Origin of the sequence: Enterobacter sp. 01-M-02-SI-ECC, assembly GCF_047530595.1 — a bacterium.
Lineage (GTDB): Bacteria > Pseudomonadota > Gammaproteobacteria > Enterobacterales > Enterobacteriaceae > Enterobacter > Enterobacter cloacae_M.
This window is the reverse complement of the sequence record NZ_JBLKCZ010000017.1, coordinates 73,240-93,787: the sequence shown is the minus strand read 5'-3', so window position 1 is coordinate 93,787 and position 20,548 is coordinate 73,240. Positions and strand designations below refer to the sequence as shown.

16 protein-coding genes and 1 riboswitch are annotated in these 20,548 nt (G+C 56.4%); of the genes, 8 read left to right on the top strand and 8 right to left on the bottom strand.

What is annotated here, in order from left to right:
• Positions 1–336 precede the first annotated feature (336 nt).
• A complete protein-coding gene (gene murI, locus ACMWLG_RS18885; protein ID WP_045404258.1) occupies positions 337–1,188 on the bottom strand; it encodes a glutamate racemase in 852 nt (283 codons plus the stop codon).
• Positions 1,133–2,980, bottom strand: coding sequence for a TonB-dependent vitamin B12 receptor BtuB (gene btuB / locus ACMWLG_RS18880; protein WP_045404257.1), 1,848 nt, complete (start codon positions 2,978–2,980; stop codon positions 1,133–1,135). The genes murI and btuB overlap by 56 nt, the downstream gene beginning before the upstream one ends.
• A gap of 65 nt (positions 2,981–3,045) precedes the next feature.
• A riboswitch (cobalamin riboswitch) is annotated at positions 3,046–3,222 on the bottom strand.
• Between the two features lie 104 nt (positions 3,223–3,326).
• Between btuB and trmA the strand changes: the two genes are divergently transcribed.
• Positions 3,327–4,427 carry a tRNA (uridine(54)-C5)-methyltransferase TrmA gene (gene trmA, locus ACMWLG_RS18875; protein ID WP_039264231.1) on the top strand — a complete coding sequence of 367 codons (1,101 nt, stop codon included), beginning with the start codon at positions 3,327–3,329 and terminating at the stop codon, positions 4,425–4,427.
• 79 nt (positions 4,428–4,506) lie between these two features.
• On the opposite strand, the gene ACMWLG_RS18870 is transcribed toward trmA, so the two are convergent.
• The gene (locus ACMWLG_RS18870) at positions 4,507–4,866 is read right to left on the bottom strand and encodes a YijD family membrane protein (RefSeq protein WP_008501783.1); all 360 of its coding nucleotides are present in this window, start codon (positions 4,864–4,866) and stop codon (positions 4,507–4,509) included.
• Between the two features lie 9 nt (positions 4,867–4,875).
• Positions 4,876–5,514, bottom strand: a complete 639-nt coding sequence (gene fabR, locus ACMWLG_RS18865; protein ID WP_008501784.1) for an HTH-type transcriptional repressor FabR — start codon at positions 5,512–5,514, stop codon at positions 4,876–4,878.
• Between the two features lie 196 nt (positions 5,515–5,710).
• Between fabR and sthA the strand changes: the two genes are divergently transcribed.
• The gene (gene sthA, locus ACMWLG_RS18860) at positions 5,711–7,111 is read left to right on the top strand and encodes a Si-specific NAD(P)(+) transhydrogenase (RefSeq protein ID WP_045404256.1); all 1,401 of its coding nucleotides are present in this window, start codon (positions 5,711–5,713) and stop codon (positions 7,109–7,111) included.
• On the opposite strand, the gene oxyR is transcribed toward sthA, so the two are convergent.
• The gene (oxyR, locus tag ACMWLG_RS18855; RefSeq protein ID WP_023309664.1) at positions 7,094–8,011 is read right to left on the bottom strand and encodes a DNA-binding transcriptional regulator OxyR; all 918 of its coding nucleotides are present in this window, start codon (positions 8,009–8,011) and stop codon (positions 7,094–7,096) included. The two genes, sthA and oxyR, sit on opposite strands and share 18 nt — an antisense overlap.
• Before the next feature lie 490 nt (positions 8,012–8,501).
• Here oxyR and ppc point away from each other — a divergent pair, with 490 nt between their 5' ends.
• The 4 genes from ppc (at position 8,502) to gldA (ending at position 13,919) form a co-directional block, all read left to right on the top strand.
• Complete coding sequence (ppc, locus tag ACMWLG_RS18850; protein WP_045404255.1) at positions 8,502–11,153, top strand: phosphoenolpyruvate carboxylase; 2,652 nt, start codon at positions 8,502–8,504, stop codon at positions 11,151–11,153.
• Positions 11,154–11,247: 94 nt separating this feature from the next.
• Positions 11,248–12,012, top strand: coding sequence for a helix-turn-helix transcriptional regulator (locus tag ACMWLG_RS18845; RefSeq protein WP_045404254.1), 765 nt, complete (start codon positions 11,248–11,250; stop codon positions 12,010–12,012).
• Between the two features lie 128 nt (positions 12,013–12,140).
• The gene (fsa, locus tag ACMWLG_RS18840; RefSeq protein WP_045404253.1) at positions 12,141–12,803 is read left to right on the top strand and encodes a fructose-6-phosphate aldolase; all 663 of its coding nucleotides are present in this window, start codon (positions 12,141–12,143) and stop codon (positions 12,801–12,803) included.
• Positions 12,804–12,815: 12 nt separating this feature from the next.
• On the top strand, positions 12,816–13,919 hold the full coding sequence (gldA, locus tag ACMWLG_RS18835) for a bifunctional L-1,2-propanediol dehydrogenase/glycerol dehydrogenase (protein WP_045404252.1): 1,104 nt from the start codon (positions 12,816–12,818) through the stop codon (positions 13,917–13,919).
• Positions 13,920–14,002: 83 nt separating this feature from the next.
• Here gldA and katG read toward each other — a convergent pair whose 3' ends face one another.
• From katG to argE, 3 genes are all read right to left on the bottom strand, one after another.
• Entirely contained in the window at positions 14,003–16,183 is a 2,181-nt protein-coding gene (katG, locus tag ACMWLG_RS18830) for a catalase/peroxidase HPI (RefSeq protein ID WP_045404251.1), read from the bottom strand.
• Between the two features lie 147 nt (positions 16,184–16,330).
• Entirely contained in the window at positions 16,331–17,218 is an 888-nt protein-coding gene (gene metF, locus ACMWLG_RS18825; protein WP_023309676.1) for a methylenetetrahydrofolate reductase, read from the bottom strand.
• Positions 17,219–17,488: 270 nt separating this feature from the next.
• Positions 17,489–18,640: an acetylornithine deacetylase gene (gene argE, locus ACMWLG_RS18820; protein WP_045619686.1), complete on the bottom strand. Its 1,152-nt coding sequence runs from the start codon at positions 18,638–18,640 to the stop codon at positions 17,489–17,491.
• An 88-nt stretch (positions 18,641–18,728) separates the two neighbouring features.
• Between argE and argC the strand changes: the two genes are divergently transcribed.
• Positions 18,729–19,733, top strand: coding sequence for an N-acetyl-gamma-glutamyl-phosphate reductase (gene argC, locus ACMWLG_RS18815; RefSeq protein ID WP_045619687.1), 1,005 nt, complete (start codon positions 18,729–18,731; stop codon positions 19,731–19,733).
• A 6-nt stretch (positions 19,734–19,739) separates the two neighbouring features.
• Positions 19,740–20,516, top strand: coding sequence for an acetylglutamate kinase (gene argB / locus ACMWLG_RS18810; protein ID WP_100245666.1), 777 nt, complete (start codon positions 19,740–19,742; stop codon positions 20,514–20,516).
• Positions 20,517–20,548 lie beyond the last annotated feature (32 nt).

Below are 20,548 nucleotides of genomic sequence, written 5' to 3'. Positions count from 1 at the left end.
ACTCAGAGACTTGGTATTCATTTATTGTCCGAAGACATTAAGAATCCATGTCACTTTGAGTGCCCACACAGATTGTCTGATAAATTGTTAAAGAGCAGTTGCAACGCGGCGTTAAGCTCACCGTTGCGAGGTCACGTATATTACGTTTTCCTCATTCAGAGTCAAGCGATTATTTTTGCTTTTCTCTGTCGGCGTTCATCTCTGAACCCCGCTAACCCGGCGGCCTGTAAGCCGTTGTTCCGTGTCAGTGGAGGCGCATTATAGGGAGTTCTCAGACGTTGACAACCCCTCTTTTAAAAAAAACTTTCAACCGTCTCTTTTTTGCTCAAAACCGTGCTACAGCGCCAGTTTTTCGAGCGTTTCAAAGCCATAACGGCGTAAAACGGGTAAAAGTTGCTCAGTCTCTTTCGTGATGGCCATACAAAACGCGATATTCGCGTCGGTAGATTTCGCATCCGGCGCTTCATGCTCCAGTAGCCAGGCCGTACGACGGGCGATAGCCGCGCCGGAATCCACCAGGCGCGTCCCCTCCGGCAATACCTCTAATAACTCTTCCTGTAATAGCGGGAAGTGGGTGCAGCCCAGCACAACGGTATCCGGAGGTTCGGGCATCCGCAGCCACGGACGAAGAATACGACGCAGCTCGTCGAGTGATACCGCTTTTCCATGCAGCTTCGCTTCAGCCATCTCCACCAGCTCAGCCGAACCCAGCATCGCAATCTGGCATTCGTTGGCAAAACGGTCGATCAGCTCGCGGGTATAAGGACGCTTTACCGTACCTCGCGTTGCCAGCAAACCCACAATGCCATTCGCCGTCAGGCGCGCGGCAGGCTTTATCGCAGGAACAACGCCCACAACCGGGAACTGGAATTTTTCACGCAGGGCGGGAAGAGAAACGGTGCTCGCCGTATTACAGGCGATAACGGCCAGCGCAAGGGGGTAGCGCTTTTGTACCGCGGTGACGATTTCAACCACACGCTCAACAATAAAATCTTCGCCCTTTTCCCCATACGGGAAAGCGACGTTATCGAAGGCGTAGATGTAATGGAGATCCGGCAGGAGATGCCGAATCTCATCATAGACCGAAAGCCCACCGACGCCGGAATCAAACACCAGCACGGTGGGACGCGGATTAGAAGGTGTAGCTGCCAGACAAGGTATATTCCCGTCCTGCAGTTTGGTAGCCATAAACTGTCTCGTAATCTTTATCGAACAGGTTGGCTATTTTACCACGAACTGTGAGATGTGAGGTGACAGGATACGAAACTGCGACATCCCACAGGCTGACACCGCCCATTTTTACTTTCTCAGACGGATAAGCACCAAAGTCAGTGTCGTAACGCGTACCGAGATAGTGATAAGTCAGGCTCCAGTCGAAATCATAGATCTGCGTGTCGAGCTGATATTTCACCTGCTGCTTAGCACGACGGTCCAGAAGTTCGTTGGTTGCGGCATTGCGGGCATCCACATAATCGTAGCCAACAGTATGCGTCAACGGACCCGTATCAAACGATGCTGTCGCTTCCACACCTTTAATGCGCGCTTTACCGACGTTGTAATATTGCTGAAGGTTATTATCGAAGTCGATGAGATTATCGACGTCATTACGGTAGCCGGAGACGCGCCAGCTCACGCCGGCCGTCAGGCCTTCAAACGCACCTTCCCACTGCTTGCTCTCTTCGGGATCAAGATGGTCATTGCCATAGAAACCATAGAGTTGACCCAGATTCGGTGCTTTATAGGCCGTACCATAAGAAGCAACGAAGCGGTAACCCTCCACGAACTCCCAGGCCGCACTACTTTGCCAGGTGCCATGGCGACCGAACTGAGAGTTGTCATCGCTGCGAACCGCTCCTTCCAGAGTGAAGTCACCAAACTGCTGCAGCCCGGTCAGGTAAACGCCGGTGTTACGCAGGTCGTAGCCGTTGGTCACGTAGTTTGTACCCGGCTCGGTGCTCTGCTTCTGCCAGTCAACGCCCGCGCCAATGTTTCCATGGCCAACATCAACGGAGTTCAGCCACTGGACGTTGTACTGTTTGATTTCATCCAGTGTGGCTGTCGAATCGTAGCGGCCCAAATTTGGGTCGTAGTTATAGTCCTTGCTGTGACTATAGCTGGTGAGCAGCTGTGAATGGAAGATGTCATCATTGAAGCGCAATCCTGCATCCCAGGTCTGACTATAGAGCTGGCGGGTATCGACCAGTACATCGGGGGTAAATGAGCTGTAGTAACCGTCGTAGGCAGTACGGTTGCTGTAGCCAAAGCCGCGAACAAATCCGCTCCACTGCTCCGAGAATGCGTGATCCAGTGCACCATAGAGCGTTTTATTCATAAAGCCGTCGCGATCGGTCTGGGCAAAGCCACCATTGTTGCCGTCCGCAACCACATCAAACCCTTTGGTATAGGTGTAATCACCCGCAAGCGTGACGCGCGTGCTGTCGCCCAATGTTTGCTGAGTACTGCCGCCATAATTCTGGTAACCATGCGACCCTGCACCTGCATTCAGCGTGGTACCGTCCTTCGCGCGAGTGGTAATAATGTTTACGACTCCGCCGATCGCGTCCGAGCCGTATACCGCCGAACGCGGTCCACGAACATATTCGATACGCTGCACCAGGGAGATCGGGAACTGGCTGAGATCGGATGACCCCGTGACGCCCGCCTGGTTAAGGCGGATCCCATCAACCAGGATCAGGACGTGGCTGGAGTTGGTGCCACGTATAAAGAGAGAAGAGAGTTGCCCCATCCCGCCACTTTGCGCCGTATCCACGCCGGGCAGGCGACGCATAACATCCAGGACTGAGGTTGATTGCCAACGGTCAATATCGGCACGCGTAACAACGGAGGTTGCAGCCAGAATAGTTTTTTCAGGTTGTTCAAAACGATTTGCCGTCACCACCAACGAGTCGGCGCTATCCTGCGCCCAGCCCGAAAATGCCGTGACGGACAACGCCGTCAACAGCGATACTTTTTTAATCATTGTTAAAGCATCCACAATATAAGAAGGATGCCGCAGGCCTCATCGATAGCACGCGATGATGAAACCAAATGCGACGTGATCCCGGCAGGTCTTCGGGCTAGGTGGCTATATAAGGATGAAGACTTCCCATTTTCACAGTGTCTACAACGCTCATCCCGCCAGACTTTACCGCTGCGCGTCAGCTCCAGATTTACACTGGATTCCCTTTTCACTCTCAGGAGACCGGAAACAGAATGCTACAATTAGACACGTATGGATGTCCAGACAGCTATTGCCCATTAAATCTGGACATCCCCTGAACAATGCCTACAATCCCCGCGTAATTCTTTATCACTCAGGACGCATCATGACCCCAGAACACCTCCCGACAGAACAGTACGACGCGCAGCTGGCAGAGAAAGTCGTCCGCCTGCAAAGTATGATGACGCCTTTCAACGCGCCCGTTCCCGAGGTGTTCCGCTCTCCCGTCAGCCACTACCGCATGCGCGCCGAATTCCGCATCTGGCACGACGGCGACGACCTGTACCACATCATTTTCGATCAGCAGACGAAATCCCGTATCCGCGTGGACAGCTTTCCGGCGGCGAGCGAGCTCATTAACCAGTTGATGACGCTGATGATGGACGGCGTACGCAACAATCCGGTACTGCGTAACAAGCTGTTCCAGATTGACTATCTGACCACGCAAAGCAATCAGGCGATTGTCTCTCTGCTGTATCACAAAGCGCTTAACGACGAGTGGCGCGAGCAGGCAGAAGCGCTGCGCGATGCGCTGCGCGCGCAGAACATCAACGTTCACCTGATTGGCCGCGCGACCAAAACCAAAATCATGCTGGATCAGGACTACATCGACGAGCGCCTGCCGGTGGCAGGTAAAGAGATGGTGTATCGTCAGGTAGAGAACAGCTTCACCCAGCCGAACGCCGCGATGAACGTGCAGATGCTGGAGTGGGCGCTGAAGGCGACGGAAGGGTCAACGGGCGATCTGCTGGAGCTTTACTGCGGTAACGGCAACTTCTCGCTGGCGCTGGCGCGTAACTTCGATCGCGTGCTGGCAACGGAAATCGCAAAGCCGTCGGTGGCAGCCGCGCAGTACAACATTGCCGCCAACCATATCGACAACGTGCAGATCATTCGTATGGCCGCAGAAGAGTTCACGCAGGCCATGAACGGCGTACGCCAGTTTAACCGCCTGGAAGGGATCGATCTCAAGAGCTACCAGTGTGAGACGATTTTTGTCGACCCGCCGCGCAGTGGCCTGGACAGCGAAACCGAGAAGATGGTGCAGGCGTACCCGCGTATTTTGTACATCTCCTGTAACCCGGAGACGCTGTGCAAGAACCTCGAAACATTAGGCCAGACGCACAAGGTTGAACGTCTGGCGCTGTTCGATCAGTTCCCGTATACGCACCATATGGAGTGCGGCGTTTTACTTACCGCACGGTGATCTGTAGGCCGGATAAGCGTAGCGCCATCCGGCGTTTTTGGCAGGTGGCGCTTCGCTTACCTGCCCTACAAATAATTCATTACTCTGGTAACTGGCTCTTACGGCTACGCATGCGCGAGCCAATCCAGAACACCAGCGCCACAGACAGTACCGCAGGGAAGAAGTTAGAGCCGATATCCGGATACTCCGCGCGAACAACGGTGCTATACAGCAATACGCCCAGAATAAAGCAGGCAGCGGCCAGCCCCGGTAGCCCCACCGGCATGGTGCGGTTCAGGTAACGTTGATGCAGGCAGTAAACCGTCAGCACCAGCGCAATAAGCGGGAAAATCGAAAACGGCACGATTGAGCTAAAAATAGCGGCAAACGTACCATTAATGGATAAGCCAGCGATCAATGCCAGCAACAGCGTCCCTTTATCCTGACCTGACTGTTTCATTACTCACCTTCACTCTTCGGTTTGATGTGCCAGTTTCTCTTGTTCACGGCGATACCAGTAGTACGCGCCTTTGGAGATCATCCTGAGCTGCAATACCAGCCGCTCTTCGAGCTGCTTGCGTTGTTCAATGCTGACATCCAGCGCTTCGGCACCCGCACTGAAAACAATCGTCACCATCGCCTCGGCCTGTGCTTCAGTAAACGCGCGCGGCATATGGTTTTCGAGTTCAAGATAGTCGGCAAGTTCCGCGATGAAATGCTGAATTTCACGCGCGACGGCGGCACGAAACGCCGCCGATGTGCCTGAACGCTCGCGCAGAAGCAGACGAAACGCGTTGGGGTTATTGCCGATAAATTCCATAAAGGTCGATACGGAGGTGCGGATCACGCTGCCCCCTTTGGCGATACGCTGACGCGCCTGGCGCATCAGCTGGCGCAGCATCAGGCCGCTCTCGTCGACCATGGTCAGGCCCAGTTCATCCACATCACGGAAATGACGATAGAAGGACGTTGGCGCAATCCCGGCCTCGCGTGCGACTTCGCGCAGGCTCAAACTGGCAAAACTTCGCTCAGCACTCAGTTGACTGAATGCGGCTTCCACCAGCGAACGCCGGGTTTTCTCTTTTTGTTGTGCTCTTACGCCCATCACGATAGTTGAATCCTTCCAAAGGCCTGATGGCACTATACCAGAGAATAAAATTAATCTGTTTGCCTGGCTTTGTGAATGATTGTTTACGTGCGGTTTGTGCTCCACTGCCCGAAAAAAGCACAACGATAATTGGGTTACCCTGGCAATGATGTTATGATTCTGTTGCTTTTATGTATAAGAACAGGTAAGCCTTACCATGCCACATTCCTACGATTATGACGCAATAGTTATTGGTTCCGGCCCCGGCGGCGAAGGTGCTGCTATGGGTCTGGTGAAACAGGGAGCCAGAGTAGCGGTCATCGAGCGCTACCATAATGTCGGCGGCGGTTGCACCCACTGGGGCACCATCCCTTCGAAAGCCCTCCGCCACGCCGTTAGCCGCATTATCGAATTTAACCAGAACCCTCTTTACAGCGACCACTCCCGACTTCTTCGTTCATCCTTTGCTGACATCCTGAATCATGCGGATACCGTTATTAACCAGCAGACACGCATGCGTCAGGGATTTTATGAGCGTAACCACTGTGAAATTTTGCAGGGCAATGCGCATTTTGTGGATGAACACACCCTGGCACTCGAATGCCACGACGGTTCGGTTGAAACCATCACGGCTGAAAAATTTGTTATCGCCTGCGGCTCACGCCCTTACCATCCGGCCGACGTGGACTTCTCGCACCCGCGCGTTTACGACAGCGACTCGATTCTGAGCCTGCACCATGAACCCCGCCACGTCATTATCTATGGCGCAGGGGTCATTGGTTGTGAATATGCGTCGATCTTCCGCGGAATGGACGTCAAAGTTGACCTGATCAACACCCGTGACCGCCTCCTGGCGTTCCTCGATCAGGAGATGTCGGACTCCCTCTCCTACCACTTCTGGAACAGCGGCGTGGTGATTCGCCACAACGAAGAGTACGAGAAGATTGAGGGCTGTGACGACGGGGTGATCATGCACCTGAAGTCCGGTAAGAAGCTGAAAGCAGACTGCCTGCTGTACGCCAACGGTCGTACCGGCAACACCGATTCACTGCAGCTGAAAAATATCGGGCTTGAAACCGACAGCCGCGGTCAGCTGAAGGTCAACAGCATGTATCAGACCGCCCTGCCGCACGTTTACGCGGTCGGCGACGTGATTGGCTACCCAAGCCTGGCCTCAGCCGCTTACGACCAGGGACGCATTGCCGCACAGGCGCTGGTAAAAGGCGAAGCGACGGCGCACCTGATCGAAGATATTCCGACGGGCATCTATACCATCCCGGAAATCAGTTCTGTCGGCAAAACCGAACAGCAGCTGACGTCAATGAAGGTGCCTTACGAGGTGGGTCGCGCCCAGTTTAAACATCTGGCGCGGGCGCAAATCGTGGGGATGAGCGTGGGAACGCTGAAGATACTGTTCCATCGCGAGACCAAAGAGATCCTCGGCATTCACTGCTTTGGTGAACGCGCGGCGGAAATCATTCATATCGGCCAGGCGATAATGGAGCAGAAAGGCGGTGGTAACACCATTGAGTACTTCGTTAACACCACCTTTAACTACCCGACCATGGCGGAAGCCTATCGGGTAGCTGCGCTGAACGGCTTAAACCGCCTGTTTTAACGCGCTGTCGAAATGGCCATCCATCGAACCACGGATGGCCTCTGCCAGCTGCTCATAGCGGCTGCGCAGCGGTGAACCCGGACGATACACCAGGCCGATAGTGCGACGCGGCTCCGGCTTAATGCACGGCAGATAAACCACGCCATCACGTTTACGCTCGCGCGGCACGGCCAGCGCAGGCAGCAGCGTAATACCGCTTCCCGCCGCGACCATATTACGCAGCGTTTCCAGGCTGGTTGCGCGGAAATGGGTATCCTCATCCGCACCCGCTTCAAAGCAAAAGCCCATCGCCTGATCGCGCAGGCAGTGGCCATCTTCCAGCATCAGCAGCTTTTCACCGGCCAGATCGGCCATCGGTACGCGATCGCGGTTCGCCCACGGGTGATCTTCATAGATCGCCAGCATCATCGGCTCATCGAACAGCGGCACTTCAATAAAGGCTTCACTCTCTTTCACCAGCGCCAGAATGGCGCAGTCGAGCTTGCCGCTGTCTAACTGCGCCAGCAGCTGATGGGTCTGCGCTTCATGCAGGTACATTTCGAGTTTCGGGAACGTCTGGTGCAGCATCGGAATGATGTGCGGCAACAGGTACGGGCCAACGGTTGGGATCAGGCCAATATGCAGCGGGCCGGACATCGCCTCCCCCTGCTGGCTTGCCATTTCCTTGAGCACTTTGACCTCGCGCAGCACTGTGCGCGCCTGATCCACCAGCAGCAGACCTGCCTGTGTGAACAGAACCTTACGACTGGTGCGCTCCAGCAGCATCACGCCCAGCTCGTCTTCCAGCTTGCGGATCTGACCGCTCAGCGTGGGCTGGCTGACGTGACAGGAATCTGCCGCGCGGCGAAAGTGACGATGCTCGGCTAACGCTACCAGGTATTCAAGATCACGAATATTCATTATTCATCCTCCGTCGCCACGATAGTTCATGGCGATAGATAGCATAGCAACGAACGATTATCCCTATCAAGCATTCTGTTGAATAATACACCACATAGACGAGGCGGCACGTGTTTGACCCTTGACGTCCCCGCTCCGTCAGCGAGTTTCTCTCAAAACTCGAACAACTAAAGCCAACGTGAACTTTTGCGGACCCCGTGGTCCGCTTTTTTTTTTGCGTAAAAAAACCCTCAGATAAAAGCAAAATGGCAACCGAAGCTGCCATTTTTCGTGTTTACCCCTTTTCCCTGGTACATTCTCATAAGCATCTCTTATCTGACGCAATGGGAATTAAATTTCGTAAATTGCCCTCATTTATTCGTTTGCTGAACCGTTTTCGCAGCAATTGACGACGGGGGTTTTACGTGGCTTTATAAGGGGAGATGACAAAATAATGTCCAGAAAATTTTCGCCTGGGCATAAACAAAAATGATGGGGTGACTGGGTTTTTATGAACGAACAATATTCCGCGTTGCGTAGTAATGTCAGTATGCTCGGCAAAGTGCTTGGAGATACCATCAAAGACGCGTTGGGGGAGAACATCCTCGACCGCGTTGAAACCATCCGCAAGCTGTCTAAATCTTCCCGTGCCGGTAACGAGGCCAGTCGTCAGGAGCTGCTCACCACCTTGCAGAACCTCTCAAACGATGAGCTGCTGCCCGTTGCACGCGCATTCAGCCAGTTCCTGAACCTGGCCAACACCGCTGAGCAATACCACAGCATTTCGCCAAATGGCGAAGCTGCCAGCAACCCGGAAGTCATTGCCCGCACCCTGCGTAAACTGAAAGACCAGCCAGACCTCAACGAAACCACCATCAAAAAAGCGGTGGAGTCGCTTTCGCTGGAGCTGGTGCTGACCGCACACCCCACTGAAATTACCCGTCGCACCCTGATCCACAAAATGGTGGAAGTGAACAACTGTCTGAAGCAGTTGGATAACAAAGACATTGCCGACTACGAACGCAACCAGCTGATGCGCCGTCTGCGCCAGCTGATTGCCCAATCCTGGCACACCGATGAAATTCGTAAGCATCGTCCAAGCCCGGTCGACGAAGCGAAATGGGGGTTTGCGGTGGTGGAAAACAGCCTGTGGGAAGGGGTGCCTAACTACCTGCGCGAGCTGAACGAACAGCTGGAAGAGAACCTCGGTTACCGCCTGCCGGTCGACTTTGTTCCGGTCCGCTTCACCTCCTGGATGGGCGGCGACCGCGACGGCAACCCGAACGTGACCGCGGAAATTACCCGTCACGTCCTGCTGCTGAGCCGCTGGAAAGCGACCGACCTATTCCTGAAAGACATTCAGGTGCTGATCTCCGAGCTGTCGATGGTTGAAGCGACACCGGAACTGCGCGCGCTGGCCGGAGAAGAAGGCGCCAGCGAGCCGTACCGTTTCCTGATGAAGAAACTGCGTGGTCAGCTGATGGCCACTCAGGCCTGGCTGGAAGCGCGTCTGAAAGGTCAGCGCCTGCCAAAACCAGAGGGTCTGCTCAGCCAGAACGAACAGCTCTGGGAGCCGCTGTATGCCTGTTATAAATCACTGCAGGCCTGCGGGATGGGCATCATCGCTAACGGCGAACTGCTCGACACCCTGCGCCGCGTGAAGTGTTTTGGCGTGCCGCTGGTGCGTATCGACGTACGTCAGGAAAGTACCCGTCATACCGAAGCGCTGGGCGAGCTGACCCGCTATCTCGGCATCGGCGACTATGAAAGCTGGTCCGAAGCCGACAAACAGGCCTTCCTGATCCGCGAGCTGAACTCGAAGCGCCCTCTGCTGCCGCGCAACTGGGAGCCAAGCAACGAAACCCGCGAAGTACTCAACACCTGTAAAGCGATTGTGGACGCGCCGAAAGGATCGGTGGCCGCCTATGTGATCTCCATGGCGAAGACCCCGTCAGATGTGCTGGGCGTTCACCTTCTGCTGAAAGAAGCGGGAATCGACTACGCTCTGCCGGTCGCCCCGCTGTTTGAGACCCTCGACGACCTGAACAACGCCAACGACGTCATGACCCAGCTGCTGAATATCGACTGGTACCGCGGCTTTATTCAGGGCAAACAGATGGTGATGATTGGCTATTCCGACTCCGCGAAAGATGCGGGCGTGATGGCGGCATCCTGGGCGCAGTATCAGGCGCAGGACGCACTGATCAAAACCTGCGAGAAAGCCGGTATTGAGCTGACCCTGTTCCACGGACGCGGTGGCTCGATTGGCCGTGGCGGCGCGCCTGCACACGCAGCGCTGCTGTCGCAGCCGCCGGGAAGCCTCAAAGGCGGCCTGCGCGTCACCGAGCAGGGCGAGATGATCCGCTTCAAGTACGGTCTGCCGGAAGTGACCATCAGCAGCCTGTCGCTCTACACCAGCGCGATCCTGGAAGCAAACCTGCTGCCGCCGCCGGAGCCGAAAGCATCCTGGTGCCATATCATGGACGAGCTGTCTGATATCTCCTGCGATCTGTACCGCGGCTACGTGCGTGAAAACAAAGATTTCGTTCCTTACTTCCGCTCGGCCACGCCTGAGCAGGAGCTGGGTAAACTGCCGCTGGGCTCACGTCCTGCGAAGCGTCGCCCGACCGGTGGCGTAGAGTCTCTGCGCGCGATCCCGTGGATCTTCGCCTGGACGCAGAACCGCCTGATGCTGCCCGCCTGGCTGGGTGCCGGTGCCGCACTGCAAAAAGTGGTGGAAGACGGTAAACAGAACGAACTGGAAACCATGTGCCGCGACTGGCCGTTCTTCTCTACCCGTCTGGGCATGCTGGAGATGGTCTTCTCGAAAGCTGACCTGTGGCTGGCGGAATACTACGACCAGCGTCTGGTGAAACCAGAGCTGTGGGCGCTAGGTAAAGAGCTACGCGAACTGCTGGAAGGCGACATCAAAGTGGTGCTGGACATCGCCAACGACTCACATCTGATGGCGGACCTGCCGTGGATTGCCGAGTCTATTCAGCTGCGTAACATCTACACCGACCCGCTGAACGTCCTGCAGGCAGAGCTGCTGCACCGTTCGCGTCTGGCAGAAGAAGAAGGGAAAGAGCCAGATCCACGCGTTGAACAGGCGCTGATGGTGACGATTGCGGGCGTTGCTGCGGGAATGCGTAACACCGGCTAATACTCTATGCCCGGCGGCGCCGCGCTTGCCCGGACCTGTGACTGGTAGGCCGGGTAAGCGTTAGCGCCACCCGGCACATTTCGGTAGTCTTCTCATGCATTCCGATATCACCCGAATTTTGGCAGACCTGGTAAACCGCACGCTACCGCTGGGCCAGATTCATTTCTCAGCGCAGTCTGAACAGCATTCCCGAACATCTCCCTGCCTCGTCATTACCCTTGATGCCCCCTGTGAGGCGATATTTTCATCCTTTGGACATTTAACGCATCCATCGTCTAACGCCCTGAGCATACATTTCGGTAAGCAGCTGCTGACTATCGAGTTACAGCATGACAATACGCTTGTGCAGCAGCTCCAGGTTGCCCGCCGCGGTCCGCGAACTGGTGCTTTTCTTCTGCAGACGCTAACCGAATTACAGATGCAGCCGGATGAGCAAGAGACCGCGATACTGGTGGTATTAAGCTTGCTCAGCCACTGCCGGGATCTGCTTGGCAGCGATATCCACACCGCCAGCCGCAGCCGCGCCCTGTTTGAGGCCATTCGCCGCTTCATTGAAGAACATCACGCTTCGGCGTTAACCCGTGAATCCGTCGCGCAGGCGTTCTACGTCTCGCCGAACTACCTTTCCCACCTCTTTCAGAAGATTGGCAACGTGGGGTTCAACGAATATCTGACCCAAACGCGACTCGAGCACGCGCGCCAGCTGCTCAAAGGCTACGATCTTAAAATCAAAGATATCGCCGCACGCTGTGGGTTTACAGACAGCAATTACTTCTGCCGTCTCTTTCGCAAGCACACCGAACGCTCTCCTTCCGAATATCGTCGCCAGTATCACAGCGAGCTGACCGCCAAAAAATAGCATTGTGATCGCTCTAGCACTTCGCTAAGGACATTACATTTGTCCAGTATTTGGCAAAATTGGCCTGTATCCGCCCTGCTCGCCCGCGCCTTATCCTTTGTTCAACCTTTCTGACTTAAGGAAAAATAATGGAACTATACCTGGATACCGCCAACGTGGCGGAAGTTGAACGTCTGGCCCGCATCTTCCCTATTGCGGGCGTTACCACCAACCCGAGCATCATTGCCGCCAGCCGTGAATCCATCTGGGACGTGCTCCCGCGCCTGCAAAAAGCCATTGGACCGGAAGGCACGCTGTTTGCTCAAACCATGAGCCGCGATGCAGAAGGCATGGTAGCGGAGGCAAAACGTTTGAGTAACGCCGTCCCCGGCATCGTGGTGAAAATCCCGGTGACGGCTCAGGGGCTCATCGCGATTAAAGCATTGAAAAAAGAGGGTATAACCACGCTGGGGACCGCCGTTTATAGCGCGGCACAAGGTTTGCTTGCCGCGCTGGCAGGCGCGAAATATGTCGCGCCGTATGTGAACCGCGTTGACGCTCAGGGCGGTGATGGCATTCGCATGGTCCAGGAGCTGCAGTCCCTGCTGGAACTGCACGCGCCGGAAAGCAAAGTGCTGGCCGCCAGCTTCAAAACGCCGCGGCAGGCGCTGGACTGCCTGCTGGCGGGATGCGAGGCAATCACGCTTCCCTTAGACGTAGCGCAACAAATGCTCGGCACGCCAGCGGTAGAGTCAGCCATAGAGAAGTTCGAGCAGGACTGGAAAAACGCGTTTGGTAACCTCAACCTCTAAGGGAGAACTGTTATGGACCGTATCATTCAATCGCCGGGAAAATACATCCAGGGCGCTGATGTGCTTACCCGTCTCGGCGACTATCTGAAACCCCTGGCCAATCGCTGGCTGGTTGTCGGCGATAAATTTGTTCTGGGTTTTGCCGAAGAGACCCTGCGCCAGAGTTTTAAAAAAGCCGAACTGCATGCCGAAATCGCGCCGTTTGGTGGCGAATGTTCACAAAATGAAATCGATCGTCTGAAAAAGCTGGCCGACAGCGCCGACTGTCTGGCGGTGCTGGGCATTGGCGGCGGTAAAACGCTGGATACCGCCAAAGCGCTGGCCCATTTTATGGACGTTCCCGTGGCTATTGCCCCGACGATTGCCTCCACCGATGCGCCGTGCAGCGCCCTTTCCGTTATTTACTCCGACAGCGGCGAGTTCGACCGCTATCTGATGCTGCCGCACAACCCGAACATGGTTATCGTCGACACCAAAGTAGTCGCGGGGGCGCCGGCACGTCTGCTGGCCGCCGGGATTGGCGATGCGCTGGCGACCTGGTTCGAAGCACGCGCCTGCTCGCGCAGCGGCGCGACCACCATGGCTGGCGGCAAATGTACGCAGGCTGCACTCGCGCTGGCCGAGCTGTGCTACAACACGCTGATTGAAGAAGGTGAAAAGGCCATGCTTGCAGCGGAACAGCATGTGGTTACGCCGGCGCTGGAACGCATTATCGAAGCCAACACCTATCTCAGCGGCGTGGGCTTTGAAAGCGGCGGACTGGCCGCAGCGCACGCTATTCATAACGGTATGACGGCGGTACCGGACGCGCACCACTTCTATCACGGTGAAAAAGTGGCGTTTGGTACGCTGACGCAGCTGGTACTGGAAAACGCGCCGGTAGATGAAATAGAGACCGTCGCGGCGCTTTGTCACAGCGTTGGGCTGCCGATCACGCTGGCGCAGCTGAACATCAAAGAGGATATTCCGGCCAAAATGCGTCTGATCGCGGAAGCCTCCTGTGCCGAAGGGGAAACTATCCACAACATGCCCGGCGGCGTAACGCCGGATCAGGTGTATGCGGCGCTGCTGGTGGCCGACCAGTATGGGCAGCGGTTCCTGCAGGAGTGGGAGTAAATAGCGTGAATAAAAATCCCCGCATCAGCGGGGATTTTTTTGCCCGTACGCCGGGTAAGCGTCAGCGCTACCCGGCACAGGGGTTACTGCAGGTCAAACCGGTCCAGATCCATCACCTTCGCCCATGCGGCAACGAAGTCACGGACGAACTTCTCATGCGCATCATCACTGGCATAAACCTCTGCCAGCGCGCGCAGAACGGCGTTAGAACCGAAGACCAGATCGGCGCGGGTGGCGGTGTATTTCACTTCACCGCTGGCGCGATCGCTTCCGGCAAACAGTTCATTAGATTCGTCGGTCGCCTTCCACTGGGTGTTCATGTCCAGCAGGTTCACGAAGAAATCGTTGCTCAGTACGCCCTCGCGGTCGGTAAACACGCCATTCTTGCTGCCATCAAAGTTTGCACCCAGCACGCGCAGGCCACCGATCAGCACCGTCAGCTCAGGCGCGGTCAGCGTCAGCTGCTGGGCTTTATCAATCAGCAGTGACTCCGTCGTGGACACATCCACCTGCGCACGGTAGTTGCGGAAGCCGTCGGCAATCGGTTCGAGCAGGTTAAACATCTCGATATCCGTCTGATCCTGACGCGCATCGACGCGGCCCGGGGTGAACGGAACGTTGACGTAAACGCCTGCCGCTTTCGCCGCCTGCTCAACGCCCACCACGCCCGCCAGCACGATAATATCCGCCAGAGAGGCTTTGTTGGTGGTGCGCTGGATAGCTTCCAGAGCCGGCAACGCGCGAACCGCTGCGGCGTTCACATCCCAGTCGCGCTGAGGTGCCAGCGCCAGACGCGCGCCGTTGGCGCCACCGCGCTTGTCGCCGCCGCGGAAGGTTGAAGCTGACGCCCAGGCAACGGAAATCAGTTCGCTCACGGAGAGGCCAGAGGCAGCGATTTCCGCCTTCAGGCTTTCAATGTCTTCTTTCGACGGATTGAACACCGCCTGCGGCAGCGGGTCCTGCCAGATCAGATCTTCTTTCGGCACTTCCGGGCCAAGGTAACGCGATTTTGGCCCCATATCGCGGTGGGTCAGCTTGTACCACGCGCGCGCGAAGGCTTCGTTGAAGGCCTGCGGATCGTTCAGGAAACGGCGGGAAATTTTCTCGAATTCCGGGTCAAAACGCAGCGTCAGGTCGGTGACCAGCATGGTAGGTTTGCGTTTTTTCGACGGGTCGAACGGATCGGGCATGATTTCCGGCGCATCCACGGCTTCAAACTGAATCGCACCCGCCGGGCTGCGGGTCTGCACCCATTCGTATTTGAACAGGTTCTCGAAGAAGTAGTTGCTCCACTGGGTCGGGGTTTGCGACCAGATGACTTCCAGACCGGAGGTAATGGCATCTGCGCCAACGCCCGTGCCGTGCGTGCTGGCCCAGCCCAGGCCCTGCGCTTCAATCGGCGAGGCTTCCGGGTCGGTGCCGACGTGCGTGGCTTCACCCGCGCCGTGGGTTTTGCCGAGGGTGTGGCCGCCCGCGATCAGCGCAACGGTCTCTTCGTCGTTCATCCCCATGTTGCCGAAGGTCGCGCGAATTGCCGCCGCAGCAGACAGAGGTTCACCGCTGGCGTTTGGCCCTTCCGGGTTAACGTAGATCAGGCCCATTTCGGTGGCGGCCAGAGGACGCTTGGCCAGCGCTTCCGGGTCACGGTGGGTCAGCCAGGCTTTTTCATCACCCCAGTTCACGTCCAGGTCTGGTTCCCAGACGTCTTCACGCCCGGCACCAAAACCAAACGTACGGAAGCCAGAGTTCTCCAGCGCCACGTTACCCGCGAGGATAAACAGGTCGGCCCAGGAAATTTTTTGTCCGTATTTTTGCTTGATGGGCCACAGCAGACGGCGCGCCTTATCCAGGCTCACGTTATCCGGCCAGGAGTTCAGCGGCGCAAAGCGCTGTTGACCGCGTCCGGCACCGCCGCGTCCGTCAACGGAGCGATAGGTACCCGCGCCGTGCCAGGCCATACGGATAAACAGGCCCGCATAGCTGCCCCAGTCGGCAGGCCACCACGGTTGAGAGTCGGTTAAAAGGGCTTTGAGGTCGCCTTTAAGGGCGGAGTAATCAAGTTTGCTGAATTCTTTGCGGTAGTCGAAGTCTTCACCCAGCGGGTTCGAACGATTGGAATGTTGGTTAAGAAGATCGATGCGGAGTTGTTTTGGCCACCAGTCGCGGCTGCCTGTACCTGCCCCCGCGCTGTGATCGACGCCGCCCTGGTGGAACGGGCATTTGCCGACCGATGCCGCTTTATTGGTCTCGTCTGACGTGCTCATCGCTATGCTCCCTTTTACAGTGTTACCGTTACGATATACACCACTAGCAATAAGTTATAGTTGAATTAATCCACAGATTCGATAGCTAATACCTTTTAACTATTCGCGTGACAAAAAAACCCTCGTAAAACGAGGGCTTTGTGCTTATTACGCCGGACGAACGCCCAGCGTATGGCAAATGGCGTAGCTCATCTCCGCGCGGTTCAGCGTATAGAAGTGGAAATCTTTCACCCCTTCACGGCTTAAAATTTTCACCATGTCCATCGCGATATTGGCCCCCACCAGCTTGCGGGTTTCCGGGTCATCGTCCAGCCCTTCGTACATTTTGGACATCCACAGCGGAATGCGAACATTGGTCATATCAGCAAACTTCTTCGCCTGTTTGAAGTTAGAGACCGGCAGAATACCCGGAATAATTTCAACGTCGATGCCTGCGGAGACGCAGCGGTCACGGAAACGCAGGTAGCTTTCCACATCAAAGAAGAACTGGGTAATGGCGCGGTTCGCGCCGGCGTCCACTTTACGCTTCAGGTTAAGCAGATCGGCCTGGGCGCTTTTCGCTTCCGGATGCACCTCAGGATAAGCGGCAACGGAGATATCAAAGTCAGCCACGTCTTTCAGCAGCGCGACCAGATCGGCGGCATACATGTCCGGCTTACCGCTGCCCGGCGGCAGGTCACCGCGCAGTGCGACGATATGACGAATGCCGTTATTCCAGTAATCCTGGGCGATGGCCCGTAACTCGTCGCGGGTCGCGTCGATACAGGTGAGATGCGGCGCCGCTTCCAGACCGGTACGATCTTTGATGCCTTTAATGATGCTGTGCGTCCGGTCACGCTCGCCGGAGTTAGCGCCGTAAGTCACGGAGACGAACTTCGGCTTCAGGCTGCTAAGACGATCGATAGAGCTCCACAGGGTTTGCTCCATTTCACTGGTGCGCGGCGGGAAAAATTCAAAAGAGACGTTAATCTGGCCGTTTACTTCGGCCAGGCTCTGATTCAGTGCTTCCCGCTGGTTGGCGTGAAAAAAGCTCATACCTTACCTCTATCAATCGCATGTCGTTATTTGTTGTGTTGTGAACTTCTATACGTTTAGACGTCCAGATGTAAAAATGACGGAAAAGCGGAGGGACGTCAACATAAATAATCAACAATAACGGTGAGGTTTGCTCAGGAAAGATGAAGAAAGTTCATGATGGGTGGTAGGGAGTGAGACATCGCCTCCCCAGGACCGTACACCCCTTTGGGTAAAGGGGAAAAAACCGCATCGCGCAGTCCTCTCCCCTATGGGATGTACGGTGCGGTTTTAATGCCAGCAGAAGTGATGCACAACCTGGGTAATCAGTTCGCGGGTTGGCTTGATGAAGCGGGTTTCCAGATATTCATCCGGCTGGTGCGCCTGGTTGATGGAGCCGGGGCCCAGGACCAGCGTAGGGCAAAGCGTCTGAATAAACGGCGCTTCGGTGCAGTAGTTCACCACGTCGGTTTTCTCACCGAGCAGCTTTTCCACCACCTCAACCAGCTGATGGTCCGGCGGGCATTCGTAACCCGGGATCGGCGGATGCAGTTCGGAGACCGTCAGGCGGCCCGGCCAGCGCTCGCTCACCGGAGCCAGCGCTTCATTCAGCAGGCCGTCGAGATCGCTGAGGGTCATGCCCGGCAGCGGGCGAATGTCCATATGCAGTTCGCAGCAGGCGCAGATGCGGTTCGAGGCATCGCCGCCGTGCAGGCTGCCGAGGTTCAGGGTCGGATACGGCACGGTGAACGCGTCGTAGTGGTAGCGCTCTTTCAGATCGTCGCGCAGGGTCATGATACGGCCGATGGCGTCATGCATCAGCTCAATGGCGTTCACGCCGCGCGCCGGATCGCTGGAGTGGCCGGACTGGCCCAGCACGCGCACGGCCGTAGAAATATGGCCTTTGTGCGCGCGGATCGGCTGCAGAGACGTCGGCTCGCCGATGATCGCGCAGTCCGGGCGAATCGACGTGTTTTCAGAGAAGTAGCGCGCGCCCGCCATGCTGGTTTCTTCATCGGCGGTCGCCAGAATGTAGAGCGGTTTTTTAAGGTTCGTCACGTCCACGTCACGCAGCGCGTCGAGGATAAAGGCGAAGAAGCCTTTCATGTCGGCGGTGCCGAGACCATAGAGCTTGTTGTCGTGCTCGGTCAGGGTGAACGGATCGCGCGTCCAGCGGCCGTCGTCAAACGGCACCGTATCGGTATGACCGGCCAGCAGCAGGCCGCCCGCACCGGTTCCGGTGCTGGCGAGCAGGTTAAATTTGTGGCGGGTTCCGGGGACGGGCTGAACCTCAACGTTAAACCCAAGATCGCTAAACCAACCCGCCAGCAGATTGATTAAAGACTCATTGCTCTGATCCAGCGCTTCTTCCGTTGCGCTGATGGACGGTGTGGCAATCAGGGCGCGGTAGATCTCGATAAATGGCGGTAAGTTCATTTTCATTGTTGACACACCTTAGGTCGTGATAGTATCAATATTCATGCAATAAATGTGAATAAAAATACACTAACGTTGAGCATAAAGGAACCCGATGTTGAATACGCTGATTGTAGGCGCTAGCGGTTATGCGGGCGCAGAGCTTGTAAGCTACGTGAATCGCCATCCACATATGACCATAACCGCTTTGACCGTGTCAGCGCAAAGCAATGATGCAGGAAAGTTAATTTCCGATTTGCATCCGCAGCTTAAGGGCATTGTCGATCTGCCGCTGCAGCCCATGTCTGACATCAGCGAGTTTACCGACGGCGTCGACGTGGTGTTTTTAGCCACCGCGCACGAGGTCAGCCACGACCTGGCGCCGCAGTTCCTGGCGGCCGGCTGCGTGGTCTTCGACCTTTCCGGCGCGTTCCGCGTGAACGACGGTGCGTTTTACGAAAAATATTACGGCTTCACCCATCAGCATCCGGATCTGCTGGAAAAAGCGGTGTACGGCCTGGCGGAGTGGAGCGCAGACAAACTGAAAGAAGCGGACCTGATTGCCGTTCCGGGCTGCTACCCGACGGCGGCGCAGCTTTCCCTGAAGCCGCTGATCGACGCGGGCCTGCTGGATCTGAGCCAGTGGCCGGTGATCAACGCCACCAGCGGCGTGAGCGGCGCAGGCCGCAAGGCGGCTATCTCCAACAGCTTCTGCGAAGTGAGCCTTCAGCCGTATGGCGTGTTTAATCACCGTCATCACCCTGAAATCACGACGCATCTGGGCGCGGACGTTATTTTCACCCCGCACCTGGGCAGCTTCCCGCGTGGGATCCTCGAAACCATTACCTGTCGCCTGAAGCCGGGCGTGACCAAAGAGCAGGTGAACGAGGCCTTCACGCAGGCGTATTCGGATAAACCGCTGGTGCGCCTGTACGATAAAGGCGTGCCGGCGCTGAAAAACGTGGTCGGCCTGCCGTTCTGCGACATCGGCTTTGCCGTGCAGGGCGAGCATCTGATTGTGGTCGCCGCGGAAGATAACTTACTCAAAGGCGCTGCCGCACAGGCAATGCAGTGTGCAAATATTCGTTTCGGCTTCCCTGAAACGCAGGCTCTTATTTAAGGTGTGATGATGAACCCATTAATTATCAAACTCGGTGGTGTACTGCTGGACAGCGAAGAAGCGCTGGAGCGTCTGTTTACCGCGCTGGTGAACTATCGCGAATCACACCAGCGTCCGCTGGTGATTGTGCACGGCGGCGGCTGCGTGGTGGACGAGCTGATGAAAGGGCTCAACCTGCCGGTGAAAAAGAAGAACGGCCTGCGCGTCACGCCTGCCGATCAGATTGACATCATTACCGGCGCGCTGGCGGGCACGGCGAACAAAACGCTGCTGGCGTGGGCGAAGAAACACCACATCGCGTCCGTGGGCCTCTATCTGGGCGATGGCGACAGCGTAAAAGTGACCCAGCTCGACGAAGAGCTCGGTCACGTTGGACTGGCGCAGCCAGGTTCGCCTAAGCTGATTAACACGCTGCTGGAAGGGGGTTTCCTGCCGGTGGTGAGCTCTATCGGCGTGACCGAAGAGGGCGATCTGATGAACGTCAACGCTGACCAGGCGGCGACGGCACTGGCGGCAACGCTGGGCGCGGATCTGATCCTGCTTTCCGACGTGAGCGGCATTCTGGACGGCAAAGGCCAGCGCATTGCGGAAATGACGGCTGAGAAAGCCGAGCAGCTGATTGCCCAGGGTATTATTACCGACGGCATGATCGTCAAAGTGAACGCCGCGCTGGATGCCGCACGCACGCTGGGCCGCCCGGTGGATATCGCCTCCTGGCGCCACGCGGAACAACTGCCTGCGCTGTTCAACGGCACGCCGATTGGCACGCGTATTTTAGCGTAAGTTTTTATTGAATGACCGTAGGCCGGGTAAGC